The sequence below is a fragment of the Candidatus Symbiopectobacterium sp. NZEC127 genome (assembly GCF_025962675.1).
Lineage (GTDB): Bacteria > Pseudomonadota > Gammaproteobacteria > Enterobacterales > Enterobacteriaceae > Symbiopectobacterium.
Genome location: NZ_JAGFPG010000002.1, coordinates 165,973 through 188,292, shown reverse-complemented (window position 1 = coordinate 188,292; position 22,320 = coordinate 165,973). Strand labels below are relative to the sequence as shown.

Below are 22,320 nucleotides of genomic sequence, written 5' to 3'. Positions count from 1 at the left end.
AGGCGTAAACGGCGGTCATTGGCGTTTCGCCGTCAAGAGATGAAGCAGCAGCGCCATTATAGCGACAATCCCCATGATGCACGTAGAAAAAGCCGCTGCCTGCGAGGTGAAACCCGCTTCGTCCAGGCGCATCACGGTTACCGCACCGAGCGGCAGCGACGGCGTCACCAGAAAAATCACCGCCGAGAGCGTCACCATTGAGCGCATAAACAGGAACATGGCGACAGAGATCAGGGTCAGTCGCATGGCAGGCAAATAGACATCGCGCAGGATACGCACCACGCCGCCACCCAGCACGGTGGTGGCATCCTCCATGGCGTTGGGCACATTGCGCATCCCCATCATCATCGTGGTGTATCCCTGCGTGTGATAATGGTAGTAGTTACACAGCGCCACCAGAATCGCCGAGCCATACAGCATCCCCCACGGCAGATCGGCGCTGTTGAACGTGAACACATACGACAGCCCGAGCACCAGTCCCGGTACGCCTACGGGCAGTGCGCTGAGCAACGCCGCAAAATCCGCGCTTTTCCCCGGCTGGCGACGAATGCCAAACGTCAGCAAAAACAGCAGCAGCGTGCCGATAACCGCCGCTAACGCCGAGATCCAGATGGATGTCCAAAGCGGTGCATATCCCCCGGCAAGATCGATGTTGTAATGCTTAAGCGTCAAATCCAGGCGATAAGGCCACAGGCGAATCATGCTGGCAATCACCACGGTAGCAATCACTGTTACAATCAACAGCGCAATGGTCATATTCACCAGATAAAACGGAATATCGCGGCGCTGCAACGGTTGAGGAATATGCGGGATGGCGGATGACGTGCCGATGGTTTTCTGGCGACGCGAAGCGGCGCGCTCGATCCAGATGGATGCCGCCGCAGGCAGCAATAACAGAATCCCTACCACGGCCCCCATACCAAATTTCATTTGCCCGCTGACCTGACTGTAAATCTCCGTCGCCAACACCGAGAAATCACCGCCGATCACCACCGCATTACCAAAATCGGTGATGGTGATGGTAAACACCACAAAGGCTGCGCTCAAAATACCGTAGCGCACGCCCGGCAGAGTGATGTCCAGAAACTGCCGCCAGTCGGTAGCACCCAGTACGTTCGCCGCCTCATACTGCCGGGTATCGCTTTGGCGCAGCGTGACGCGAATGATCAAGATCGCCTGCGGCAAGGCATACAGCACGTTGGCAATCAGCAACCCCCAAAAGCCGTAAATATTGAGGCGCACGCCCAGCAGATTCCCCACGATGCCATTGCGCCCGAGCAGAAAAATCAGCCCGAGACCGAGCACCAGCGATGGCGCTAATACCGGCAGCGACGTGGCAAAGGAGATAAAGCGCTTGGCAGGCATAGCGGTACATTCCAGCCCATACGCGACGATAAACCCCAGCAGCAGCGTCACCAGCGTGGTGACGATACCCAGCATCAGACTGTTCCACATCGCGCGCCAGACGCCCGGTGCATTCATCAGCGCCAGATAGTTCGACACACCAAACGTGCCGCTGCGATCGTCGAGCAGGCTGTGCCACAGAATGCAGAGCATCGGCGCGCCAAAAAACGCCAGCAATGCTGCCAGCGGCAGATAGAGGCAGAGGCGGGATAACCAGCGGTCAGCCGCCGTTTGCGGGGGAAGGAGTGAATAACTCATGCTTGCACCCAGGCGCAATCTTGCGCAGCAATGGAGAGCGTAACGCGATCGCCCGCCGACCAGTTGAGGGCACTGCTGGTTTCCACCAGCAACGGATGTGATTTCCACAGCACTTCAACCCGCTGGATGCTGCCCAAAAAACGGGTGCTCACCACCTGCCCCTCGGCATCGGGCGCTTTCGCCATGGCAATGCGTTCAGGGCGGATAAACAGCTCGGCATTCTCTGGCGCAGAGGTCTGCAACAGTTCCGGCATCCACTGCTGGACCGTTGCCTTGGGCAACAGATTGCTGTGCCCCATAAATTCAGCCACAAAGCGGGTGCGCGGTGCGGTATAAAGCTCGCGCGGCGTGCCTTCTTGCACGATCAGACCGCCCTGCATACAGACAATTTTATCTGCCATGCTCATGGCTTCTTCCTGATCGTGAGTCACCATCAGCGTAGGAATGCCTAACCGTTGTTGGACTTCACGCAGTTCCTGGCGCAATCCGGCGCGCACGCGCGCATCCAGTGCGGAAAGCGGCTCATCCAGTAACAGCAACGACGGATTGACGGCTAACGCTCGCGCTATTGCTACGCGCTGCTGCTGACCGCCGGAAAGCTGATTAGGATAACGATCGCCAAAGCCGCCAAGGCGCACCGTCTCCAGCAGGCTGTTGACGCGATCGCGAATCTCCGCCTCCGGCGTATGACGAATTTTCAACCCATAACCGATGTTTTGCGCAATGGTCATGTGGGGGAACAATGAGTAAGACTGGAACACAATGCCAAACCCGCGATCGCGGGCAGGCACGTTGATCAAATCGCGGCCATCCAGAGTGATTTTTCCGCCATCGCTGCTGAGCAATCCGGCGATAATCCGCAGTAACGTGGTTTTCCCACAGCCACTGGGCCCGAGTAAACAAACAAACTCCGCATTCTCAATCGACAAATTAATGCGATCGAGCGCTACGTGGCCGTCAAAACTTTTATAGAGATTCTGAATCACCAGCGCCATGTACTTACTATCCTCTTTAAACAACGTCTGGGACAAAGACGCCTTGTATTACAACGGCCTCAACGCTGGCCTGACAGCCAGCGTTGGTACAGAAAAACAGTCTGCTATCAGCGACCAATCGCCTTTTGCCAGGTTTCCAAAATGGCATCGCGCTGTTTGGCACTCTTGGCAAAATCGACCGGGAACAGCACGCTGGAGAGATCGGCAGGCAGGCCCGCCAGCTTGGCGGCTTTCGATTGCTCGACGCCGGGAATGGTGACGATCTCTTTGTATTTGGTGTACAGCGTCGCCGCGCTGTTGGATAAGGTCCAATCCAGGAAACGCTGGGCGTCGGCTTTATTTTTTGATGCTGCCATCAAACCGGAGGCTTCCAGCTCATAGCCTGCGCCATCGCTGGGAATAACCATTTTGACCGGGTACCCTTCTTCGATAGATTGCATCGCGGCAAACGCCAGCGACACGCCAATGGCGTATTCACCGGTACGCGCTGCTTTGCACGGGCGAGAGCCGGATTTGGTGTATTGCGCAATATTGCTATCCAGCGATTTGAGGAATTCCCACCCTTTTTCATTCCCTTTGGATTGCAGCAGCGCAGCGATTTGTAAATAACCCGTACCCGATGAAACCGGGTTCGGCATCACCACTTCGCCTTTGTAAATCGGGTTGGTCAGATCTTGCCAGGTCGCTGGGACCGGCAGGTTTTTCGCTTTGAGCGCTTCGGTGTTCACGCAAAACGCCGCCATGTAACCCGTGGCCGCGAACCATTTGTTATCCGGTGCACGATAGGTTTCATCCAGCTTTTCACTGCCTTTGGCGGCATACGACTCCAGCAGTGCAGAAATGCGCGGGTCCATCACGTTGGTCAGTGCCCATCCCCAGACCACGTCATGCTGTGGATTCTTGGCTTCTGCCAAGATGCGCGGACCGAGATCGCCCGTCGACAGACGCAGCACATTCACGGTGACATCCGGCATGTCTTTCTTCGCCTGTGCGACGTAATCCTTGATTTCATCCTCTTCCAACGAGGTATACACCGTGATGGTGCCTGCCTGTGCCGCTCCCACCAGGGTCGCAAAGGCGCATGCCGCCATCAGGCCGGTACGGCGTAATGAAAAACGTTTCATAAATGTTCCCCTTAATGGTTGCGGAAGTCATAACTCGGTGGCGTAGCCCTGAGAAGGTGAGCACTTTTGTGCATTTCACATTCTGCGTCTTTTTGTGCGTTATTTTGCATCTGTGTATTTTTAAGCACTAATCATGCCAACCCGAGAGAAAGCGTATTATTCAGCGTAAAAGAGACTACTAAACCAAGGCATTGGCCGATATTCATGGTGTAAACGGAGAGTAATCAGACTGATGACAACGCCACTTTACCTCTCGTCATCCTCGGCGTAAGCCGGGGATCTCTGTAAGGATAAACACGTTTTTTCGGCAAGAGATTCCCGCCTTCGCGGGAATGACGGAGGTGACGGTAGCAGTAGGATGGTTTGTCAGCAACCGCAGTAACAACGCAGGATGATGTGTAATGGATTGCACTTTTTTGGTGTTTTATGCGCATCAAAAAAGTGCATTTAAATGCATTTGTGTATTTAGTTGCTTTTCATTCAGGTTAATGCGTAAGCTATTCCCATCCTGTTTATGCACGGTGTCTGACAGAAACACGATGCCGTTCGAAATACTGTGCTTAATCGAAATAGTGTGCTTAACCGAAATTTGGAGTCATCATGGCAACACGTTCAACTATCATGGATACCAATAGCTTTCGCGCAGAACACGCGGAGGCGTTGGATGCCGAAACGCGCAAACTGACCGATAAGCGCAGCCAACTGCTCGGCGAATCCTACCGTTTGTTTTATCGCAACCCTGTGCATCTGGTTCGCGGTGCAGGGCAATACCTGTGGGATGCCGCGGGCGATAAATATCTGGATGTCTACAACAACGTTGCCAGCATCGGCCACTGCCACCCCGCCGTTATCGCCGCCGTGCATGAGCAGATGAGCCAGCTCAATACCCATACCCGCTATTTGCATGAACGCATTCTGGATTACACCGCCGATCTGCTGACCACCGTGCCTGACGACATCAACAAAGCGATGTACATGTGCACCGGCTCGGAAGCCAACGATCTGGCGATCCGTATCGCCAAGGCGTACAGCGGCGGCACCGGCATCATCGTCAGCCAGGAGGCCTACCACGGCACCAGCGAACTGACCTCTGGCGCATCACCGGCGCTGGGCAGCGGCCAACCGCTCGCGTCCACCACGCGTCTGGTGCCACCCCCCGATCGTTACCGCGTTGACGCACCCGATTTAGGCGTCTGGTTTGCCAATGAGATCCAAAAACAGATCGACGACATGGCGGCGCACGGCATCAAATTCGCCGGTCTGCTGGTCGATTCAATCTTCTCTTCTGATGGCGTGCTGCCAGGACCGGCAGGCTTCCTGAAACCTGCACTCGACGTGGTGCATGCCAACGGCGGCATTTTTATCGCCGACGAGGTGCAACCGGGATTTGCACGCACCGGCGACAGCTTCTGGGGATTCGCGCGCCACGGTATCGTGCCGGACGTGGTGACGCTGGGTAAACCAATGGGTAACGGGATTCCAGTGTCTGGCCTGCTCGCCAAAGCCGATGTGTTAGCCGCCTTTAGCGATGAGATCCCCTATTTCAACACCTTTGGCGGAAACCCGGTTTCCATGGCGGCGGCGCAGGCGGTGTTGCGGGTGATCCGCGAAGAGAAGTTGCAGGAGCACAGTCTGATTGTCGGTGAACAACTGCGGCAAGAACTGGCACGACTCGCCGATCGCCATGAATGCGTGGGCGATGTGCGCGGAGCCGGGTTATTTATCGGTTTCGAACTGGTGAGCGATCGCGCCGCCAAAACGCCTGACAAGGCGCTGGCACTGGATGTGATCGAACGCCTGAGAGCCGAGCGCGTGCTGACTTCAGTGGCAGGTCCTTATGGCAACGTATTGAAATTGCGCCCACCATTGGCTTTTCAGGCGCAGGATATCGACTGGCTGGTAGGGTCGTTGGACAAGGTGCTGAGTGCCGTGCGTTAATGACGTTGGCGCACGCTCTCCGCTCAAACGGGGAACGTGCGCCAAGACAGATCACTTCACCAGCGTCACATCGTCAAAGGCAAAACGCTTTTTCTCACCGGCTTCGTGATAACCGATGCGAATAAACACCTGCAAGTCCTCGAGGTAGGCATAATCACTGCTCATCGGGCGGCCATCACCGCGATCGTCGGTACAAGTGAATTCCAGATAGCGACCGGGAAAATGCGGGCTAATTGCCGTGGCATTGCGCCATGCGTCATCTGCACGGCACTGCTGGCCGGTTGACTTGGTATCGCTCTGGTTATTCTTCCAGCGATACTCGGTACCTGCCGTCGGAGGCAGCACAAACGTGTTTTCCAGCGTGTTGCTGATAACCGGTTTTTCTGCCAGCGAATCCCATTTCTTGACGTCCACGATATTAAACAGGCGTACATGTTGTGAATAAAACACCACGCCACCCAACGTCATTTTATCCAACGTCAGTACCGTTCCATCCGGCAGGTTGTCCATTTGCACCACAAACGAGGCGAGATCCTCACCCGGCGATTTTTGGACGTAGCTCAGGCGCTTGAATGTCGGGCGCTGTTGCGGTGTCGCAACCGCCTGTTGCACCGTATTCGCCACGGCCTGTGGCAGTGGCGGACGCTGGATCGGAGCCGGATCGTTTTGCGCAAAATCAGGTCGTAACGGCAAATCCTCCGCCATTGGCTTTTCACGCCATTCCAGCGTGCCGTTACCGCTAAGCTGGCGAATATCGTTAACCGCGCAAAGCCTTTTCGCGAGCGCAGTTTCCTCAGCGGAAAGCGCGGTGAATGCAGGATTTTCTTCAGACTGGCTATCCGTTATTCGTCCCTGATTATCCAACGCAAACTGATTAAGGGTTTGGCCCTTATCCTGTGCGCAATCGAAAACCTTATCCGTTATTTTCACCGAATAGGGCGCGAGGTATTTTTCATCTTGATGAATACGCGCATAGTCCGTTGCGAGACGCACCTGAAGCCGATCGCCCTGCCTCGCGCTGTTAGTCACATCAATATACGGCCGGTTACCCTGCGTATCAGGCTCAGCCAGCGCAACCCATTGCGGAACGGGGACGTTTTGTTGACACACATCCAGAGCAGGATCGGTGCTGTAGGGGCTGTCCGCCTCCGGTTCGAAAGGCAGACCGGGAACATAACGAGCCAGTGAGCCCGCGCCATAGACCCGAACGCTTGGCCGGTTTGGTACGGGAGGGGTAACACTGGCAAACAGGTGTATTTTTTGGCCGGTATCGCAATCGACATTAAGCCATAAATCCGTCGTGCCACTCCCCAGCGTGGAGATACGAAAAAGGGCGTTAATGGCATTGCCCACTCGCACCGTATTGCCGGGCACCAGGGTCACATCCTTGATAACCACCGCAGGCAGTTGTGGCTGTGCAAACGCCGGTGCAGACAGTACCCATCCCAGAGTCAGTAGTGTTAGCCGCTTCATCGAGCATCCTGTTATTTAATCATTAATTCTCTACCCGCTATCGGGCAAAACGCGCTACATCATGCAATTGATGGCTGGAGGCTGGCAACGGGCATGTTCTGATTTTTAGTCTCTTTTGGGCGGGTAGAGCGTTGGCTTTGTCGCTCAAAAAATAATGCGTATCAAAACACCCATAAAGAACCAAAAATGAAGTTAAAGAGTAAAAAAGGTTACACAGATTGAAAATTATGCAGATTAAACGTACTATTTTACTCATAATGGGGGCGAGTATAATTTTATAGGGATTGCACAAGCGCTTAACGATCTTGTTCCAGCAGAAACGTTACTGAAAGCATTGCAAGATACTGCACAACAATTATTGGGACTCAAAGAGAGACTGATACAAAGGGGGGTTCCCGAACAGATCGTTACCCTGCCGTCTATCGGTTTCAACTATATAGAACAAAAGTTGGATAGATGGGGATTGCTATGAAAAATCAAAACAGTGATGTGATGCCAGCGAGCGAAACGATAAGGAGAATAAAAGAAAAAAACCGCACGCTGCAAGAACCGATAACACCTTATACCGCCCAGCCGTACACACCGTCCCCCGGAGTGCAAAGTATAAAGCGGCAACGAGTTTCTAAAAAGGCCAAGCCAATTAGCACACCAGAAAGGCAATCTGCCATGAATGACATTATCAGGCATCTGCTACTGGGTGAAATCACACAGGGCAAGGCGCTAAAAATGCTTCGGGCTGACGTATTAGGGCTAAAGCAAGATGCCTTCGCCACTCTGGTTTCAATATCACGCAAAACGCTGTCCGACGTTGAAAATGACCGAGGCAACTACACCGCTGATGTCATCAACAAGCTATTCAACCCTTTTGGGCTTCAGGTAGGACTTGTCCCCACTTCGCGCCACCGGCTTGCCGCGCTTTTGGCGTCCGAGAAATCCGATGCATAAAAATGCAGATTGCACAGATAACGTTCTACTTTGGGTGGGTTATAATGATGAATCACAGAGGTAGCAACGACAGGAGAGCGCCAACATGCAGAACACAGGAGATACGACCCGGCTCTTTGGACAACGCATTAAAACGTTGCGCGTTCAGGCAGGGCTCACACAGATGGCATTGGCCAGTAGATGTAATCTGGATCGTACTTACTTAAGCGGTATTGAACGTGGTATCAGAAACCCAACCTTAGAAATCATCAGTGTCATCGCCGCGGGGCTCGGTACTTCATTAGCTGCGCTATTCGACTACTGATTCTCTCCCATCGTCGCCTGTTCCCCCCAGTTTCACGCTCCCCAGTACAACACTTATCCTTGGTCAGTTTTGAACATCTCGCAAATTAGTTGTAAAAACAATGTCACTTATTGTTAAAAACAATCGCATGTAATGTGATGTAAATCAAAGTTCATCGCCGCTATTCCCTTACACTGCCCACAGATGTTCAACCTCTGCTTTTGTTATCCATGTCTGGTGCTGCTTAATGTTGGCGCTAAGTGGCTATTTTTTAACAAAATTACCAGAAGCTCTGATGAACATACTGACAGCCATCATTTATAAATAGGGGAAATTGTATGTCGACATATTATTTTCTACCCACACGAAATGTATTTGGTGAGGGCAGCGTTCAGGAAGCCGGTAGTCTTGCAAAAACGTTAAATGCCAAAAAAATCCTTATTGTCACCGATGCCTTCCTCGCCAAAAGTGGAATGGCGGATAAGGTTGCTGAAATTTATAAAAAGGCAGGTATTGGCGTTCATATATTTGGCGGTGCAGAGCCCAACCCGACGGATAAAAACGTTGCGGAAGGCATCAAGTCTTATCGGGAAAATGACTGTAACGCGATTGTTTCTCTCGGTGGCGGCTCGTCGCATGACTGTGCGAAAGGGATTGGCCTTATCGCCGCTAACGGCGGAAATATTCGCGATTTTGAAGGCGTCGATAAATCGATCAACGATATGATCCCGCTGATGGCCATTAACACCACGGCGGGCACCGCGTCGGAAATTACCCGTTTTTGTATTATTACCGATACAGAACGCAAAGTTAAAATGGCGATTGTTGACTGGCGCGTTACGCCACAAATTTCCATTAACGATCCGGAATTGATGGTCGGGATGCCACCGTCACTGACAGCTGCGACAGGGATGGATGCATTAACCCACGCCATTGAAGCTTATGTTTCAACCATGGCAAATCCACTTACGGATGCCGCCGCCTTAAAAGCCATCAAAATGATCACCCAATATTTGCCGAAGGCCGTTGCCAATGGTGAATATATGAAAGCCAGAGATAATATGGCCTATGCGCAATATCTGGCGGGGATCGCTTTCAACAACGCATCACTGGGCTATGTCCATGCCATGGCGCATCAGTTGGGCGGCTTTTATAATCTGCCGCACGGCGTGTGTAATGCCATTTTGCTGCCGTATGTCGAATCCTTCAACCTTATCGGCAACCTTAACCGCTTCAGAGATATTGCCGAAGCCATGGGAGAAACCGTGGATGGCCTGTCGACAGATGAAGCTGCATTGAAAGCCATTAGCGCGATTCAACGCTTGGGCAAACAGGTGGGCATTCCACGCGATCTGAAGAGCCTTGGCGTGAAACCGGAAGATTTCGCCATTATGGCTGAGAATGCGAAGAAAGACGTTTGCCAATTAACCAACCCGCGCAAAGCCACCAAAGAGCAAGTTATTGAGCTGTACCGTCAGGCCTATGAAGGCGAAGCGATTTTGTAATCAACAACATCGCCAAGAGGGAGTTACCCAACGCGGTAGGGACAGCGAGTCCTGAAACAACGCGTAGGTAGCTCTCTCTACACCTTTCACCCGATTCCCCTCCCCGCATTTTCATCGATAATAGCTCACTAGAATGGTCATTTCCGCGTAGGCGGGGATGACGAGGGGACAGTGATTTACCTATCAGTCTGCCACTTTTCGCAAAAGTGTTTTTTATATTTCTACGTTTATCTCCCCGCGTAATCACGGCAGAATGCCAAGTTCAAATCGCAAGCGCTGATGGATGCCTGTATTTCCGGGGCGATTCAATGCTGGTGGCGTTCAAATCGCAACGATTAGGAAGCAAATCATGTCGACAAGCCGTACGTCTTCACCCTCCCATTCCACCCTGCCATTGCTCTCGCTCGCCGTTGGCGCATTTGGTATTGGCACCACCGAATTTGGCCCGATGGGCATGCTCCCGACCATCGCTCAGGGCATGGATGTTTCAATCCCCACCGCAGGCATGCTGATTTCAGCGTATGCCATCGGTGTGATGGTGGGCGCGCCGGTGATGACGCTACTGTTCGCCCGCTGGCCGCGCCGCAGAGCGCTGATCGCGCTGATGGCAATTTTTACCCTGGGTAATCTGGCCTCCGCCATAGCCCCCAATTACACCAGCCTGGTGATTGCACGGATCATCACCAGCTTAAACCACGGGGCATTTTTTGGTATTGGTTCGATTGTGGCGGCCAGCCTCGTTCCACGTGAGAAACAAGCCAGTGCCGTTGCTGCCATGTTTATGGGGTTAACCATCGCCAATATCGGCGGCGTTCCCGTGGCGACCTGGTTTGGGCAAGTGGTCGGGTGGCGTGAATCATTCCTGGGTATCGCGTTGTTGGGCGTTGCGGCAATGCTGTCACTGGGAGCCTTTCTGCCCAAAGGCGGCCACGGAGAAAGGCCCAATGTGCGAGCCGAACTGCGCGTACTGACGCAGCCCGTGGTGCTGGTGATTCTGGCAACCACCGTCATGGGTGCTGGTGCCATGTTTACGCTCTATACCTACATTGCCCCTTCGCTCGAATCGATTACGCAGGTTTCTCCCAGCTATGTGACTGGCATGCTGGTGTTGATTGGCATTGGCTTCACCCTCGGGGCCAAGTTAGGTGGCAAGCTGGCAGACCGTTCGGTAACAGGCTCGCTGATGGTGTTTTTAAGCCTGATCGCCATCAGCATGGCGGCATTCCCCTGGCTGGCGACCTCCAAGGCCGGTGCCGCCATCGGCCTGGTCGTCTGGGGCACCGCCGCTTTTGCCGTGGTCCCGCCATTGCAAACCTGGGTAATGCGCGAAGCAGCAGGTGCGCCTGGGCTAGCCTCATCGGTCAATATCGGTGCGTTTAACCTCGGCAACGCGCTGGGTGCCGCGTTAGGCAGCGCCGTGCTAAACCTTGGCGGAAGCTACGGTGCCGTCTCCATTTCCGGTGCAGTGCTGGCGCTACTCGCCCTGCTGCTGGTGCTGACGCAGTTGCGACGCAAGCAAACGGATATCGCGCGGGAAACGACGGCAGAAGCGGGTTGAGTTCACCAGGTTAAAGAGAGCCTGCGCAGGGATATGCCAGGTTTAACGTGACTAAGATCATCTTTTTGCTACTTTTGCTTTCTCGCAATCCCTATTATTTTGCTTGTCGTTATGTAATCTAATATATAGGGATCTAACTATTCGTTCGGCTATCCCTTTCCAAGAATGTTAACGATAAGAGAATTCCCCATGCCTACACGCTTAATAAAATCCCTTATGGTGCTGCCTTTGCTCATGGCAAGTTACACGGCCTGTGCGGTCGAGTTACATCTGTATGCCGGCGCTGGGTTAAGACAGCCGGTAGAATCCGTGGTGGCATTGTTTGAAAAAAACACCGGCCATAAGGTGGTTATTGAATACGGTGATTCAGGGCAAATTCTCACGCGCTTTAATCTGACCAAGACTGGGGATGTTTTCCTGCCGGGTTCTGAAGACTATGTTGAAAAATTACAGCAAGACGGGCAGGTAACGTCTTCTTATCCACTGGTGTATCACACGCCCGTGATGGTGGTAAGGAAGGCGACTGGCGGAGAAGTGAAAACGTTGGCCGATCTTGCAAAAAGTCATTTAAAAATCGGCATGGGTGACCCTAAGGCAATTGCGCTGGGAAAAAGTGGAGAACAATTGCTGGTCGCCAGTGGTTATGAGAAAGAGCTGAAAGAGAAAGTGGTAGTACAAGCAACCACGATTAAGCAATTGCTGATTTACTTAATGAACGGTGATGTGGATGCTGCGGTTATTGGGCTTTCTGATGCGATGAAGAATCAGGATAAACTAACGTTGTTACCTTCCCCGGCAGGAACACCTGAAGAGGTAGCCACTATCGCCGTATTAAAAACCAGCGCACACCCAGATGCAGCTAAACAACTTGCTGAATACTTTGCATCACCGCAGGGCATCAAGATGTTTACCGATCAAGGCTATCTACCCATTAAGAAGAATTAATTGAATCTGAGTCGGGTAGAAAACTGAATGGCTAAGCTGGCATTAATACCGCTGGTGCTTCTGCTTTTTTTGATTGGCGGATCGCTGCTTGCACTTTTCTCCCAGTTGAGCCTTAGCCAGTTTATTCAGTTATTATCCGATGATGAAATCCAGTTTGCGCTGTTGCTGTCTGTCAGTACAGCGCTAACCTCTTTATTGCTATCGAGTCTGATAAGCCTTCCTGCCGCCTGGGCAATGTCTCGCCTCTCATTTCCAGGAAAGAACATAATAAACATCCTGCTGGATTTACCCATGGTCATGCCGCCATTGGTCGTCGGAATCGGTCTGTTGCTCCTTTTGGGACAAGAAGGGTATGTTGGGCAGTTAGTTCCAACACTCTCTAAATGGTTATTTTCTCCCTTTGGTATCATCATTGCGCAAACCTACGTTGCCTGTTCAATACAAACGCGCAATGCCTACAGTGCGTTTATCTCTATTTCACCGCCTTATATACACACAGCTTATAATTTAGGCTTAACACCGCTAAAAACGTTTTTCCTGGTAGAAATCCCCCTCGTCTGGCGTTCATTACTGAGTGGCTGTGTTTTGGCGATGTCGCGGGCGCTGGGTGAATTTGGCGCCACGCTGATGTTGGCTGGCGCGACCAGAATGAAAACGGAAACCTTACCCATTGCGGTATTCCTGAATATTGCCAGCGGTGATTTTTCTTTGGCGGTCGGCTGTGCCCTGTTGCTGATTATTTTTTCGATTTTTCTCTTAGTAATCCTGCATCTGTTGCAACAACGAGGAAGGCTGAATGTTAAAGGTGAATGATCTTTCCTGCGGCATTCTGGAAAATATCAGTTTTTCAGTGGAGCCGGGTAGCTGTACTGCTATTTGTGGCCCTTCTGGCAGTGGGAAAACGACGTTGCTGAACGCTATCGTAGGGAACATTGATTATCGAGGAACTATATCAATAGCCGATCAATGTATCGATAAACGACCTATCTGGCAGCGTCCTTGTCGTTATCTGAATCAGCACTTGTATTTGTTTCCTTATTTATCGGTTGATAATAACCTGCGCCTTGCTCAGTACGCGGCTAAAAAACCACAGGCCAGTGAAAAACGTCACGACTTGCTGAAATTACTCGAAATAGAACATTTGGCTAAACGCTACCCGACACAAATTTCGGGTGGAGAGCAGCAGAGAGCAGCCCTGGCGCGGGCATTGATCAGTGAACCTCAGATTCTGTTACTCGATGAGCCATTCTCCAGCCTCGATTGGCCAGTGAGGTTACGACTATGGCAGGCAATGAAGGAAATACAGCAGCTCTTTTCGGTAACGCTATTGTTAGTGTCGCATGAACCTCGAGAAGTCGAGGCGTTAGCTCAACAGCAGTTGAGCCTTGCTAAAGGGTGTCTTTTATAGGCCTTGTAAATAGTCTATCGTCCCTCCACTAGGCCAATTCAAATTGGCAGCATAACTGCGCATTCTGCGCAATTTATTGCTCACTTGCTGGTATAAATCACTTTTTGAGCAATGGATGCCGTTTTTTCACGAGGTCTGCGCAATGTATTGCTCAAACCTTACCCAAGGAAAAACGGAGAGAAATAAATTTAATGTTAAAGCAAAGAGATAAAAATTGGCATGGGGATTGCTAAGAGAGTGATGTCTTTACTCAACACGCGTAACAACAAGCACACACTGTCAACGCCATGCTATAGCAGTGTCAATTTGAATCAATAGTATCAACATCTCAAAGGTCAAGGAATGACAAAAAAAGCAGCCAAGGTAGGAGATATCGGAACCGATCATGACGGATTTTCGTCAACGCCGATTATTGCTGGCTCATCAAACGTTTTTATTGATGGGAGACCAGCAGCAAGGGTAAGCGACCCACTGGAAGAACACAGTAAAGCGGGAAGCTCACTCCATCCTCGTCACATTATCAGTGGATCTAGCACGATATTTATCAACAAGCTACCACTTGCTTTGACGGGGAGTGCGATTAGCTGTGGGGGCAACGTCGTCGGTTCGGGAACCGTATTTGTCGGGGATAATCCCCCCGACGCCTCGGGACTGATTTCGTTGAAAGGCATGTTTGATGAAGCCTTTACCATCAAAGATCAGAAGACGGGTAAGCCTGTTACCAACAGGGAATATCGGATATTACGCGCTGATGGCCGTTATGAATATGGAAAAACGGATGATAAAGGACACACCCATACGGTCTTTAGTTTATCACCTGATGAGTTATCTATAGAGATAAGGGATGAATAAATGAATAGAACATGGAAGACCATTGGCAAATCAGTATTTTCCCCTGTGGGTAATAACAAAAGAAAAGAAATAGAGATCAAGACATTTAAAAAAGAGCGTATTATTGTTATTGGTTCCGAACTCCATTATGATTCATTTTGGCTAAAAATGATGTTCATTGGCGCTGCAACCGGACAATTGAGACTATCCAAGGGAAAACCGGATAAAACAACAATCGCTTATGTTTCTGATGGCTATACAAATCTTGAGATTGGCGTTTTGGAATATTGGTGCAATCATAATAGGTTTGACGTGTTTAAACTATGTGTTCAGGAGGACTTAATTAAACTAATGAATAAAGATAGAGATGAATATAAGATTATCAATCTTATTATCTTCTCTCATGGATATCCTGGAACTATAGGCCTTAATTATAAAGGAGATAAGGATATCAATCTTGATGCATCGACACTAAATACGTTCATGCCCACCGTTTTTTCTCTAGATGGTGAGGTATTTTCTTATGCATGTAGGACAGGGAACTCACGTACAACACGTGAATCATTTTATAGCGATAACGATGCTCAGCCTGAACACAGTCTGGCTCAACAACTGGCTAATTACTTTGGTATCTCAGTATATGCATTTCTGACCAGAACCTTTTACGGCGATATTCTTAGACAAAGAGATAAGGCTACATCCCATCAACTCTCAGAAAATCTGAAGAAATTACGTGCTACCGGAGGAGACTTTTCAGTTTATAAATTGTCTGATGAGCATGAAGCATTACCGCATCCTGGACTGGCCGATGGGGTCTTTAAATTTGGTTCCAAGAGAGAGGGAACAAATGGATTTGCATTATGGAGAAAACAAGGTGGACGTATGCTACCGTCATCAGGAGAAACGCCTACAGGGTTAACAAAAGGCTTAGTGAAATTCACTCCCAAAGAAAAGCGAGAATAACATGACGCGTTTTTTTCTGCTGTGGTGCTGTATCAGCTTTACTCATCCTATTAATGCCAAGGAGGCTACAATGGCAGGTGCGTTTCGGAGTTATTCGATAGATGATGAAAGAATATCTAATGTTCTTAATGGCAAAGGCTATTATCATTATCACCCTGTAGGTTCACCTCTCTATCAAACCGGGTTTGAGATAGTTCTCCCCGAGGCGGTAGTACAGAATGGATATCTTGTGATTCGCTCCGCAAAAGTACATAGTGTGTTATATCGAGGTGATTATTCTAACAGAAAAACCATTATTTTTGAATTCGATGACAGACTAATCGAAGAAGAAGGATTTGATTTTTTAAGAATAGAATATTTTGATTTTAAAAAGAAAATTATTTACGTGTGCGAGCAACAAAAGGTTTTTAAACTGTGGGAGGCGGGCTCAATTGTCACCATCACCATTTTACCTCATAAAAAAATGGTTGAGGGAGAAGGTGACCCGACATATTGCTACGAGGCAAATATATCTAAGAAAATCAATTAATCACTTTAATACTCACCGATTTATCGCTGGAGGGTGAAATATTGTCTTATACATGCAGGACGGGGATCTCAGCATATACATTTCTGACCAGAACATTTTACGGCCATATTCTTAGACAAAGAGATAAGGTTACATCCCATCAACGCTCAGAAACCTTAAAGAAATTACGTGCTACCGGAGGAGATTTTTCCGTTTATAAATTATCTGATGAGCATGAAGCATTGCCGCATCCAGGTTTGGCTGATGGGTTGTTTAAATTTAGCGCCAAGGTTGAGGGAACAAATGGATTTGCATTATGGAGAAAAAAAGGTGGACGAATGTTACCGTCATCAGGGGAAACCCCTACAGGATTAACAAAAGGCTTAGTGAAACTCACTCCCAAAGAAAAGCGAGAATAACATGATATGTTTTTTTCTGCTGTGGTGTTGTATCAGCTTCACTCATCTTATCAATGCCAAGGAGGCGACAATGGCAGGTGCATTTCTGATTTATTCGATAAATGATAAAAGAATATCTGATGTTCTTAATGGCAAAGACTATGATCATTATCGCCCTGTAGGTTCATCGCTCCATAAAACCGGATTTGAGATAGTTCTCCCTGCGGGGGTAACACAGAATGGATATCTTGTGATTCACTCCGCAAAAGTATACAGCGTATTATATCGAGGTGATTATTCTAACAGAAAAACCATTACTTTTGAATTTGATGACAGATTAATCGAACAAGAAGGATTTGATTTTTTAAGAATAGAATATTTTGATTTTAAAAAGAAAATGATTTACGTATGCGAGCAACAAAAAGTGTTTAAACTGTGGGGGGCGGGCTCAATCGTCACCATTACCATTTTACCTCATGAAAAAATTGATGAGGGAGAAGGCGATCCGACATATTGCTACGAGGCCAGTATTGATAAAAAAATCAATTAATTACTGTCAACCATAGTAAATGCAGTGATGTGAAATTTACTGGCTCTCTATTCATTTAACAAACTGGCGAGTCGATGATGTTAACCGGTAAGCGCTGAACAAGTGTTGTTTACCGCCGATGAGAAAATGTTGAACCGTTGAGATGAATCAACCAATGCATACTTCTTTTCCTCGGATTGAGCAGAACGTACCTTAGTAGCGGCAAGGCCCATGATAGTTATCCTTTCAGCTATGGCCATAAGTCATACAAAACCAGCACACATACTCGGTTTTAGACTCGCAAAGAGATTGATGTGGATGGAGTCAGGTTGATCTCCGTTGACAGAGAATGCGGGTGAAGACTTATGTGGCACGGATTTCAGACATAAAAAAAGCCACCCGAAGGTGACTTGATTTTCATACTAATGGTGCCGAAGGCCGGACTCGAACCGGCACGTCTTTCAACGGTTGATTTTGAATCAACTGCGTCTACCGATTTCGCCACTTCGGCACTGAAGTAGTATGCGGAAAACGAGGTGCATTATACCGTTTGAGATTGATGACACAACACTATTCCGCACTCTGGTGCGTTGAATGCTGAAAAAAACAGCGTTAGCACACTTTTTTGCGCATTTTCCCGGCATGCGGTGACGTGCCGGATGCACTCAGCGCCGTTTTAACAGCAGCAATAGGCTGATAACCATAAACAGCAGGCTCGGCACCAGCGCGCCTAGCACCGGCGGCAAGCCATACACCAGGCTGAGCTGACCAAATACCTTGTCCAGCACGTAAAACAGGAAGCCAAAGCTGATTCCGGTGACGATGCGCACGCCCGCAGGCACATTGCGTAATGGCCCAAAGATAAAGGAGAGCGCCATCAGCATCATTACCGCCACCGAAAGAGGGGCGAACGTCTTGTTCCACATGTTGAGCTTGTAACGGCCCGCTTCCTGCCCGCTCTGCTTCAGGTAGTTGATGTAGTCGTACAGGCCGCGAATCGAGAGTGCATCCGGGTCCAGCGCCACCACGCCCAGTTTGTCCGGCGTCAGGGTGGTTTTCCACTCTCCGCTAATAGTTTGGCTGCCCGAAATCTGTTTGCCATCGCGCAGGTTAGATTCATCAACCTGAGAGAGCTGCCACAGCTTGGCATCGTCATCAAATTCCGCCGATGCCGCGTAGCGCACGGAGAGCAGTTTCTGTTCCGGATCGAACTGGTAGATATTCACGCCCGCCAGTTCTTTATCCCCCACCACGCGCTCAATATAGATAAAGTCGTTGCCGTCTTTGGCCCACAGCCCGTTCTGGGTCGAGAGCATCGAGCCGCCGTACATCATCTGCGAGCGGTAGTTGCGCGCCATCTGTTCACCGGCAGGTGAAATCCATTCGCCAATCGCCATGGTGAGCAACACCAGAGGAATGGCGGTTTTCATCACCGCACCAGCAATCTGTAAGCGGGTAAAACCAGAGGCCTGCATCACCACCAATTCACTGCGTGTCGCCAGCGTTCCCAGCCCCAGCAGCGCGCCAAGCAGCGCCGCCATCGGGAAAAAGATTTCGATATCCTTTGGCACGCTCAGCAGGGTATAGAGACCCGCGCCCAGCGCGGTATAGTCGCCGCGCCCGACTTTGCGCAACTGATCGACAAACTTGATGATGCCCGACAGCGAAACCAGCATGAACAACGTCATCATGATGGTGTTAAAGATAGTTTTGCCGATATAGCGATCCAGTACGCCAAACATCAGGCTGCTCCTTGTACTTTCATCCGCGCGCGCAACCGGCGCAGAGGCACGCTGTCCCAGACATTGAGCAGCAGCGCAATCCCGATATAGGCCAGATTGGTCAGCCAGATCCATACCACCGGATCAATTCTTCCTTTGCTGGCATTGGAACGCAGCGAGCTTTGCAGCAGGAAGAAAATCAGATAAAGCAGCATAGCGGGCAACATGCTCAGCACGCGCCCTTGGCGTGGGTTTACCGCACTAAGCGGCACCACAATAATCGCCATGATCAGCACCGACAGCACCAGCGTAATACGCCAATGAAACTCGGCACGCGCGGCGTTCTCATCCGACTGCCACAGTTGGCGCATCGTCATCTGTTCTACGCCAGTGTTCTGGAGCGACACGTTCTGGTGCCCGATAACCGCCTGATAGTTGGTGAAATCCGTGATGCGGAAATCCCTTAACATCGCGGTGCCTTCGTAGCGGGAGCCCTTATTGAGCGTCACCACCTGTGCGCCATTTTGGTCAACGTTCACACGCCCACGATCGGCAATCACCACCGAAGGTCGCGCGTTGCCGCTCGGGCGCAGCTGTGCCAGAAACACATGCTCAAATTCCTGCCCTTTGACATCGCCGACAAACAGCACCGCATTGCCGCCCTGCGCCGATTGGAACTGCCCTTCCACCAGCGCCGCGACGCTGGGGTTGGCCTTGGCTTCTGCCATCACGATGTCCTGATGGCGTGAAGACCAGGGGCTGACCCACAGCGCATTGATCATCGCCATCACACCGGTGATCACCGCCAAAATAAAGGCAGCCTTGAGCAGCACCGTTTTGCCCAGTCCGCAGGCATACATGACGGTGATTTCGCTCTCGGTATACATGCGGCTGAACGTCATCAGCAGCCCTAAAAACAGGCTCAAGGGCAGAATGAGCTGCGCCATTTCAGGCACGCCCAGCCCCAGCAGGGAGAGCACTAAGTTTGTCGGGATTTCACCATCAACCGCCGCACCCAATATCCGCACCAGCTTCTGACAAAAGAAGATCAGTAACAGAATAAACAGGATGGCCAGTTGGCTCTTAAAGGTTTCCCGTACCAGATATCGAATGATGATCACGCTTAATTAAACCTGTGAAAACTTGTCTTTTTGCAGGAAAGTCGATAATTTCATCGCTAACTCGCCATTTATACGCATTTGTGGCAACCTTTGTCGCTATGATGCATTACAGCATACCGCGCGCCCGACGTTGTATCAGAACCTGCTTATCATCACCAAAACAGATTCGCCGCGCCGTTAAGATTAACACAGGTTAGGTAAGTGTAACGGCGGGAAAGTATTACGGAGTGTCACATTCTAGCTATTGGCCCCGTCTTTGTCTTTAAGATTCAGGAGAGTACATGGAGTTCAGTGTAAAAAGCGGTAGCCCGGAAAAACAACGCAGTGCCTGCATTGTCGTCGGCGTGTTTGAACCTCGCCGCCTGTCCCCTATTGCCGAACAATTGGACAAAATCAGCGACGGTTATATCAGCGCACTCCTGCGCCGCGGCGAGTTGGAAGGCAAAGTGGGGCAATCCCTGCTGTTGCACTACGTGCCGAACATTCTGTCAGAACGTATTCTGCTGATTGGCTGCGGGAAAGAGCGTGAACTGGATGAGCGTCAATACAAGCAAATCATCCAGAAAACCATCAATGCGTTGAATGATACCGGTTCAATGGAAGCCGTTTGCTTCCTGACCGAGCTGCATGTCAAAGGGCGCAACACCTACTGGAAAGTGCGTCAGGCGGTAGAGACGGCAAAAGAGACGCTCTACACCTTCGATCAGCTGAAAAGCAACAAGGTCGAACTGCGTCGTCCGCTGCGCAAACTGGTGTTCAATGTGCCAACGCGCCGTGAACTCACCAGCGGCGAGCGCGCTATTCAGCACGGACTCGCGATTGCCGCAGGCATCAAGGCCGCGAAAGATCTCGGCAACATGCCGCCGAATATCTGTAACGCCGGTTATCTGGCTTCGCAGGCACGCCAACTGGCGGATACCTACAGCCCGAACATCGTGACGCGCGTGATTGGCGAACAGCAGATGAAAGAGCTGGGCATGAACGCCTATCTGGCCGTTGGACAAGGCTCGCAAAATGAATCGCTGATGTCGGTGATTGAGTACAAAGGCGACCCCAATCCGGAAAATCGCCCTATCGTGCTGGTTGGCAAAGGCCTGACCTTTGACTCCGGCGGCATCTCGATCAAACCCGCCGACAGCATGGATGAAATGAAGTACGACATGTGCGGTGCTGCCACGGTATACGGCGTGATGCGCATGGCCGCCGAGCTGGCGCTGCCGCTGAATATTGTCGGGGTGTTGGCTGGCTGTGAAAACATGGTTGATGGCCGCGCCTATCGTCCGGGCGATGTGTTGACCACCATGTCCGGTCAAACGGTTGAAGTGCTGAATACCGATGCCGAAGGCCGTTTGGTGCTGTGCGACGCGCTGACCTATGTGGAACGCTACGAGCCGGAACTGGTGATTGATATCGCCACCCTGACCGGTGCCTGCGTGATAGCGCTCGGCCATCACCTTACCGGATTGATGTCGAACCATAACCCGCTGGCGCACGAACTGCTCGGCGCATCAGAGCAAGCCGGTGACCGCGCCTGGCGCTTGCCGTTGGGCGATGAGTTTCAGGAGCAGTTGGAATCGAACTTCGCCGATATGGCGAACATCGGCGGGCGTCCGGGTGGTGCCATTACCGCCGCGTGCTTCCTGTCGCGCTTTACCCGCAAATACAACTGGGCGCACCTGGATATCGCGGGCACTGCCTGGCGTTCCGGTAAGGCCAAAGGGGCAACGGGCCGTCCGGTAGCCATGTTGTCGCAGTTCCTGCTTAATCGCGCCGGGTTAAATGACGTAGAATAAAAAGAGGCCGTTCTCTGTCGTCCTCGGCAACAGCCGGGGACCTCTTGCGGGAAGTACGTGTTTCCTCTGTGAGGGATTCCCGCCTACGCGGGAATGACGCAGAAAAAACATGATCAGCAACCCAGGGCCGGTTTATATCGTCCCCTCACCTACAGTAAACAATGAAAAACGCAACGTTCTACCTTCTCGAACACAGTGACGATGTCGATGGGCTTAGCGCCTGTGAGGCGCTGGCCTGCGAGCTGGCGGCGGAACGTTGGCGCAGCGGGCAGCGTGTGCTTATCGCCTGTGAAGACGAGCAGCAAGCGTTGCGATTGGACGATGCGCTGTGGCAGCGCGATGCCAGCGCCTTTGTGCCGCATAACCTCGCCGGTGAAGGCCCGCGACAGGGCGCACCCGTCGAGCTGGCCTGGCCGCAACGCCGGGGCAGCACCTCGCGGGACGTGCTGATCAGCCTGCTGCCGCAGTTCGCAGATTTTGCCACCGCTTTCCATGAAGTGATAGACTTTGTCCCTCATGAAGAATCCCTGAAACCGTTGGCGCGCGATCGCTACAAGGCGTATCGCAGCGTCGGCTTTCAATTGACTACGGCGACGCCGCCAACGCACTGAATAGTAGAC

General features: G+C 51.1%; 20 protein-coding genes, 1 tRNA gene and 1 pseudogene. 15 read left to right on the top strand and 7 right to left on the bottom strand.

The annotated features are described in order from the left end of the window. Window positions 1-15: 15 nt before the first annotated feature. The 3 genes from J5069_RS10945 to J5069_RS10935 all read right to left on the bottom strand — a co-directional run bounded on the left by J5069_RS10945 (window position 16) and on the right by J5069_RS10935 (window position 3,781). Window positions 16-1,662, bottom strand: coding sequence for an ABC transporter permease subunit (locus J5069_RS10945; RefSeq protein ID WP_264643932.1), 1,647 nt, complete (start codon window positions 1,660-1,662; stop codon window positions 16-18). Next, window positions 1,659-2,657, bottom strand: coding sequence for an ABC transporter ATP-binding protein (locus tag J5069_RS10940; protein WP_264643931.1), 999 nt, complete (start codon window positions 2,655-2,657; stop codon window positions 1,659-1,661). The genes J5069_RS10945 and J5069_RS10940 overlap by 4 nt, the downstream gene beginning before the upstream one ends. A 107-nt stretch (window positions 2,658-2,764) precedes the next feature. Beyond that, window positions 2,765-3,781 carry an ABC transporter substrate-binding protein gene (locus J5069_RS10935; RefSeq protein WP_264643930.1) on the bottom strand — a complete coding sequence of 339 codons (1,017 nt, stop codon included), beginning with the start codon at window positions 3,779-3,781 and terminating at the stop codon, window positions 2,765-2,767. A gap of 600 nt (window positions 3,782-4,381) precedes the next feature. Between J5069_RS10935 and J5069_RS10930 the strand changes: the two genes are divergently transcribed. Next, window positions 4,382-5,719, top strand: a complete 1,338-nt coding sequence (locus tag J5069_RS10930; protein WP_264643929.1) for an aspartate aminotransferase family protein — start codon at window positions 4,382-4,384, stop codon at window positions 5,717-5,719. A gap of 51 nt (window positions 5,720-5,770) precedes the next feature. On the opposite strand, the gene J5069_RS10925 is transcribed toward J5069_RS10930, so the two are convergent. Continuing rightward, entirely contained in the window at window positions 5,771-7,192 is a 1,422-nt protein-coding gene (locus J5069_RS10925; RefSeq protein ID WP_264643928.1) for a surface-adhesin E family protein, read from the bottom strand. Between the two features lie 468 nt (window positions 7,193-7,660). Between J5069_RS10925 and J5069_RS10920 the strand changes: the two genes are divergently transcribed. The 12 genes and pseudogenes from J5069_RS10920 (at window position 7,661) to J5069_RS10865 (ending at window position 17,086) form a co-directional block, all read left to right on the top strand. Next, window positions 7,661-8,137, top strand: coding sequence for a helix-turn-helix transcriptional regulator (locus tag J5069_RS10920; RefSeq protein ID WP_264643927.1), 477 nt, complete (start codon window positions 7,661-7,663; stop codon window positions 8,135-8,137). An 85-nt stretch (window positions 8,138-8,222) separates the two neighbouring features. Then, the gene (locus J5069_RS10915; protein WP_264643926.1) at window positions 8,223-8,441 is read left to right on the top strand and encodes a helix-turn-helix domain-containing protein; all 219 of its coding nucleotides are present in this window, start codon (window positions 8,223-8,225) and stop codon (window positions 8,439-8,441) included. A 317-nt stretch (window positions 8,442-8,758) separates the two neighbouring features. Beyond that, a complete protein-coding gene (locus tag J5069_RS10910; RefSeq protein WP_264643925.1) occupies window positions 8,759-9,925 on the top strand; it encodes an iron-containing alcohol dehydrogenase in 1,167 nt (388 codons plus the stop codon). A gap of 349 nt (window positions 9,926-10,274) precedes the next feature. Further along, window positions 10,275-11,483 (top strand): MFS transporter, encoded by a 1,209-nt coding sequence (locus tag J5069_RS10905; protein ID WP_264643924.1) that lies wholly within the window; start codon window positions 10,275-10,277, stop codon window positions 11,481-11,483. Window positions 11,484-11,672: 189 nt separating this feature from the next. After that, window positions 11,673-12,428, top strand: coding sequence for a molybdate ABC transporter substrate-binding protein (gene modA / locus J5069_RS10900; RefSeq protein ID WP_264643923.1), 756 nt, complete (start codon window positions 11,673-11,675; stop codon window positions 12,426-12,428). Window positions 12,429-12,455: 27 nt separating this feature from the next. Then, window positions 12,456-13,241, top strand: coding sequence for an ABC transporter permease (locus J5069_RS10895; RefSeq protein ID WP_264643922.1), 786 nt, complete (start codon window positions 12,456-12,458; stop codon window positions 13,239-13,241). Beyond that, entirely contained in the window at window positions 13,225-13,836 is a 612-nt protein-coding gene (locus J5069_RS10890) for an ATP-binding cassette domain-containing protein (RefSeq protein ID WP_264643921.1), read from the top strand. Before J5069_RS10895 ends, J5069_RS10890 begins: the two co-directional genes overlap by 17 nt. 342 nt (window positions 13,837-14,178) lie before the next feature. Continuing rightward, window positions 14,179-14,463 (top strand): annotated as a pseudogene (locus J5069_RS24215) (type VI secretion system PAAR protein); the annotation flags it as partial. 225 nt (window positions 14,464-14,688) lie between these two features. Continuing rightward, entirely contained in the window at window positions 14,689-15,630 is a 942-nt protein-coding gene (locus J5069_RS10880; RefSeq protein WP_264643920.1) for a hypothetical protein, read from the top strand. Between the two features lie 70 nt (window positions 15,631-15,700). Continuing rightward, a complete protein-coding gene (locus J5069_RS10875) occupies window positions 15,701-16,159 on the top strand; it encodes a hypothetical protein (protein WP_264643919.1) in 459 nt (152 codons plus the stop codon). Between the two features lie 41 nt (window positions 16,160-16,200). Further along, the gene (locus J5069_RS10870; RefSeq protein WP_264643918.1) at window positions 16,201-16,557 is read left to right on the top strand and encodes a hypothetical protein; all 357 of its coding nucleotides are present in this window, start codon (window positions 16,201-16,203) and stop codon (window positions 16,555-16,557) included. A 70-nt stretch (window positions 16,558-16,627) separates the two neighbouring features. Further along, a complete protein-coding gene (locus J5069_RS10865) occupies window positions 16,628-17,086 on the top strand; it encodes a hypothetical protein (RefSeq protein ID WP_264643917.1) in 459 nt (152 codons plus the stop codon). 405 nt (window positions 17,087-17,491) lie between these two features. On the opposite strand, the gene J5069_RS10860 is transcribed toward J5069_RS10865, so the two are convergent. From J5069_RS10860 to lptF, 3 genes are all read right to left on the bottom strand, one after another. Next, window positions 17,492-17,576 (bottom strand) — tRNA-Leu (locus tag J5069_RS10860). Window positions 17,577-17,730: 154 nt separating this feature from the next. Further along, window positions 17,731-18,807, bottom strand: a complete 1,077-nt coding sequence (gene lptG, locus J5069_RS10855; protein ID WP_264643916.1) for an LPS export ABC transporter permease LptG — start codon at window positions 18,805-18,807, stop codon at window positions 17,731-17,733. Then, window positions 18,807-19,907, bottom strand: coding sequence for an LPS export ABC transporter permease LptF (gene lptF, locus J5069_RS10850; protein WP_264643915.1), 1,101 nt, complete (start codon window positions 19,905-19,907; stop codon window positions 18,807-18,809). The genes lptG and lptF overlap by 1 nt, the downstream gene beginning before the upstream one ends. Before the next feature lie 281 nt (window positions 19,908-20,188). Between lptF and pepA the strand changes: the two genes are divergently transcribed. Beyond that, window positions 20,189-21,700 carry a leucyl aminopeptidase gene (pepA, locus tag J5069_RS10845; protein WP_195314366.1) on the top strand — a complete coding sequence of 504 codons (1,512 nt, stop codon included), beginning with the start codon at window positions 20,189-20,191 and terminating at the stop codon, window positions 21,698-21,700. A 161-nt stretch (window positions 21,701-21,861) separates the two neighbouring features. Further along, complete coding sequence (locus J5069_RS10840) at window positions 21,862-22,311, top strand: DNA polymerase III subunit chi (protein WP_222159278.1); 450 nt, start codon at window positions 21,862-21,864, stop codon at window positions 22,309-22,311. Window positions 22,312-22,320: the final 9 nt, after the last annotated feature.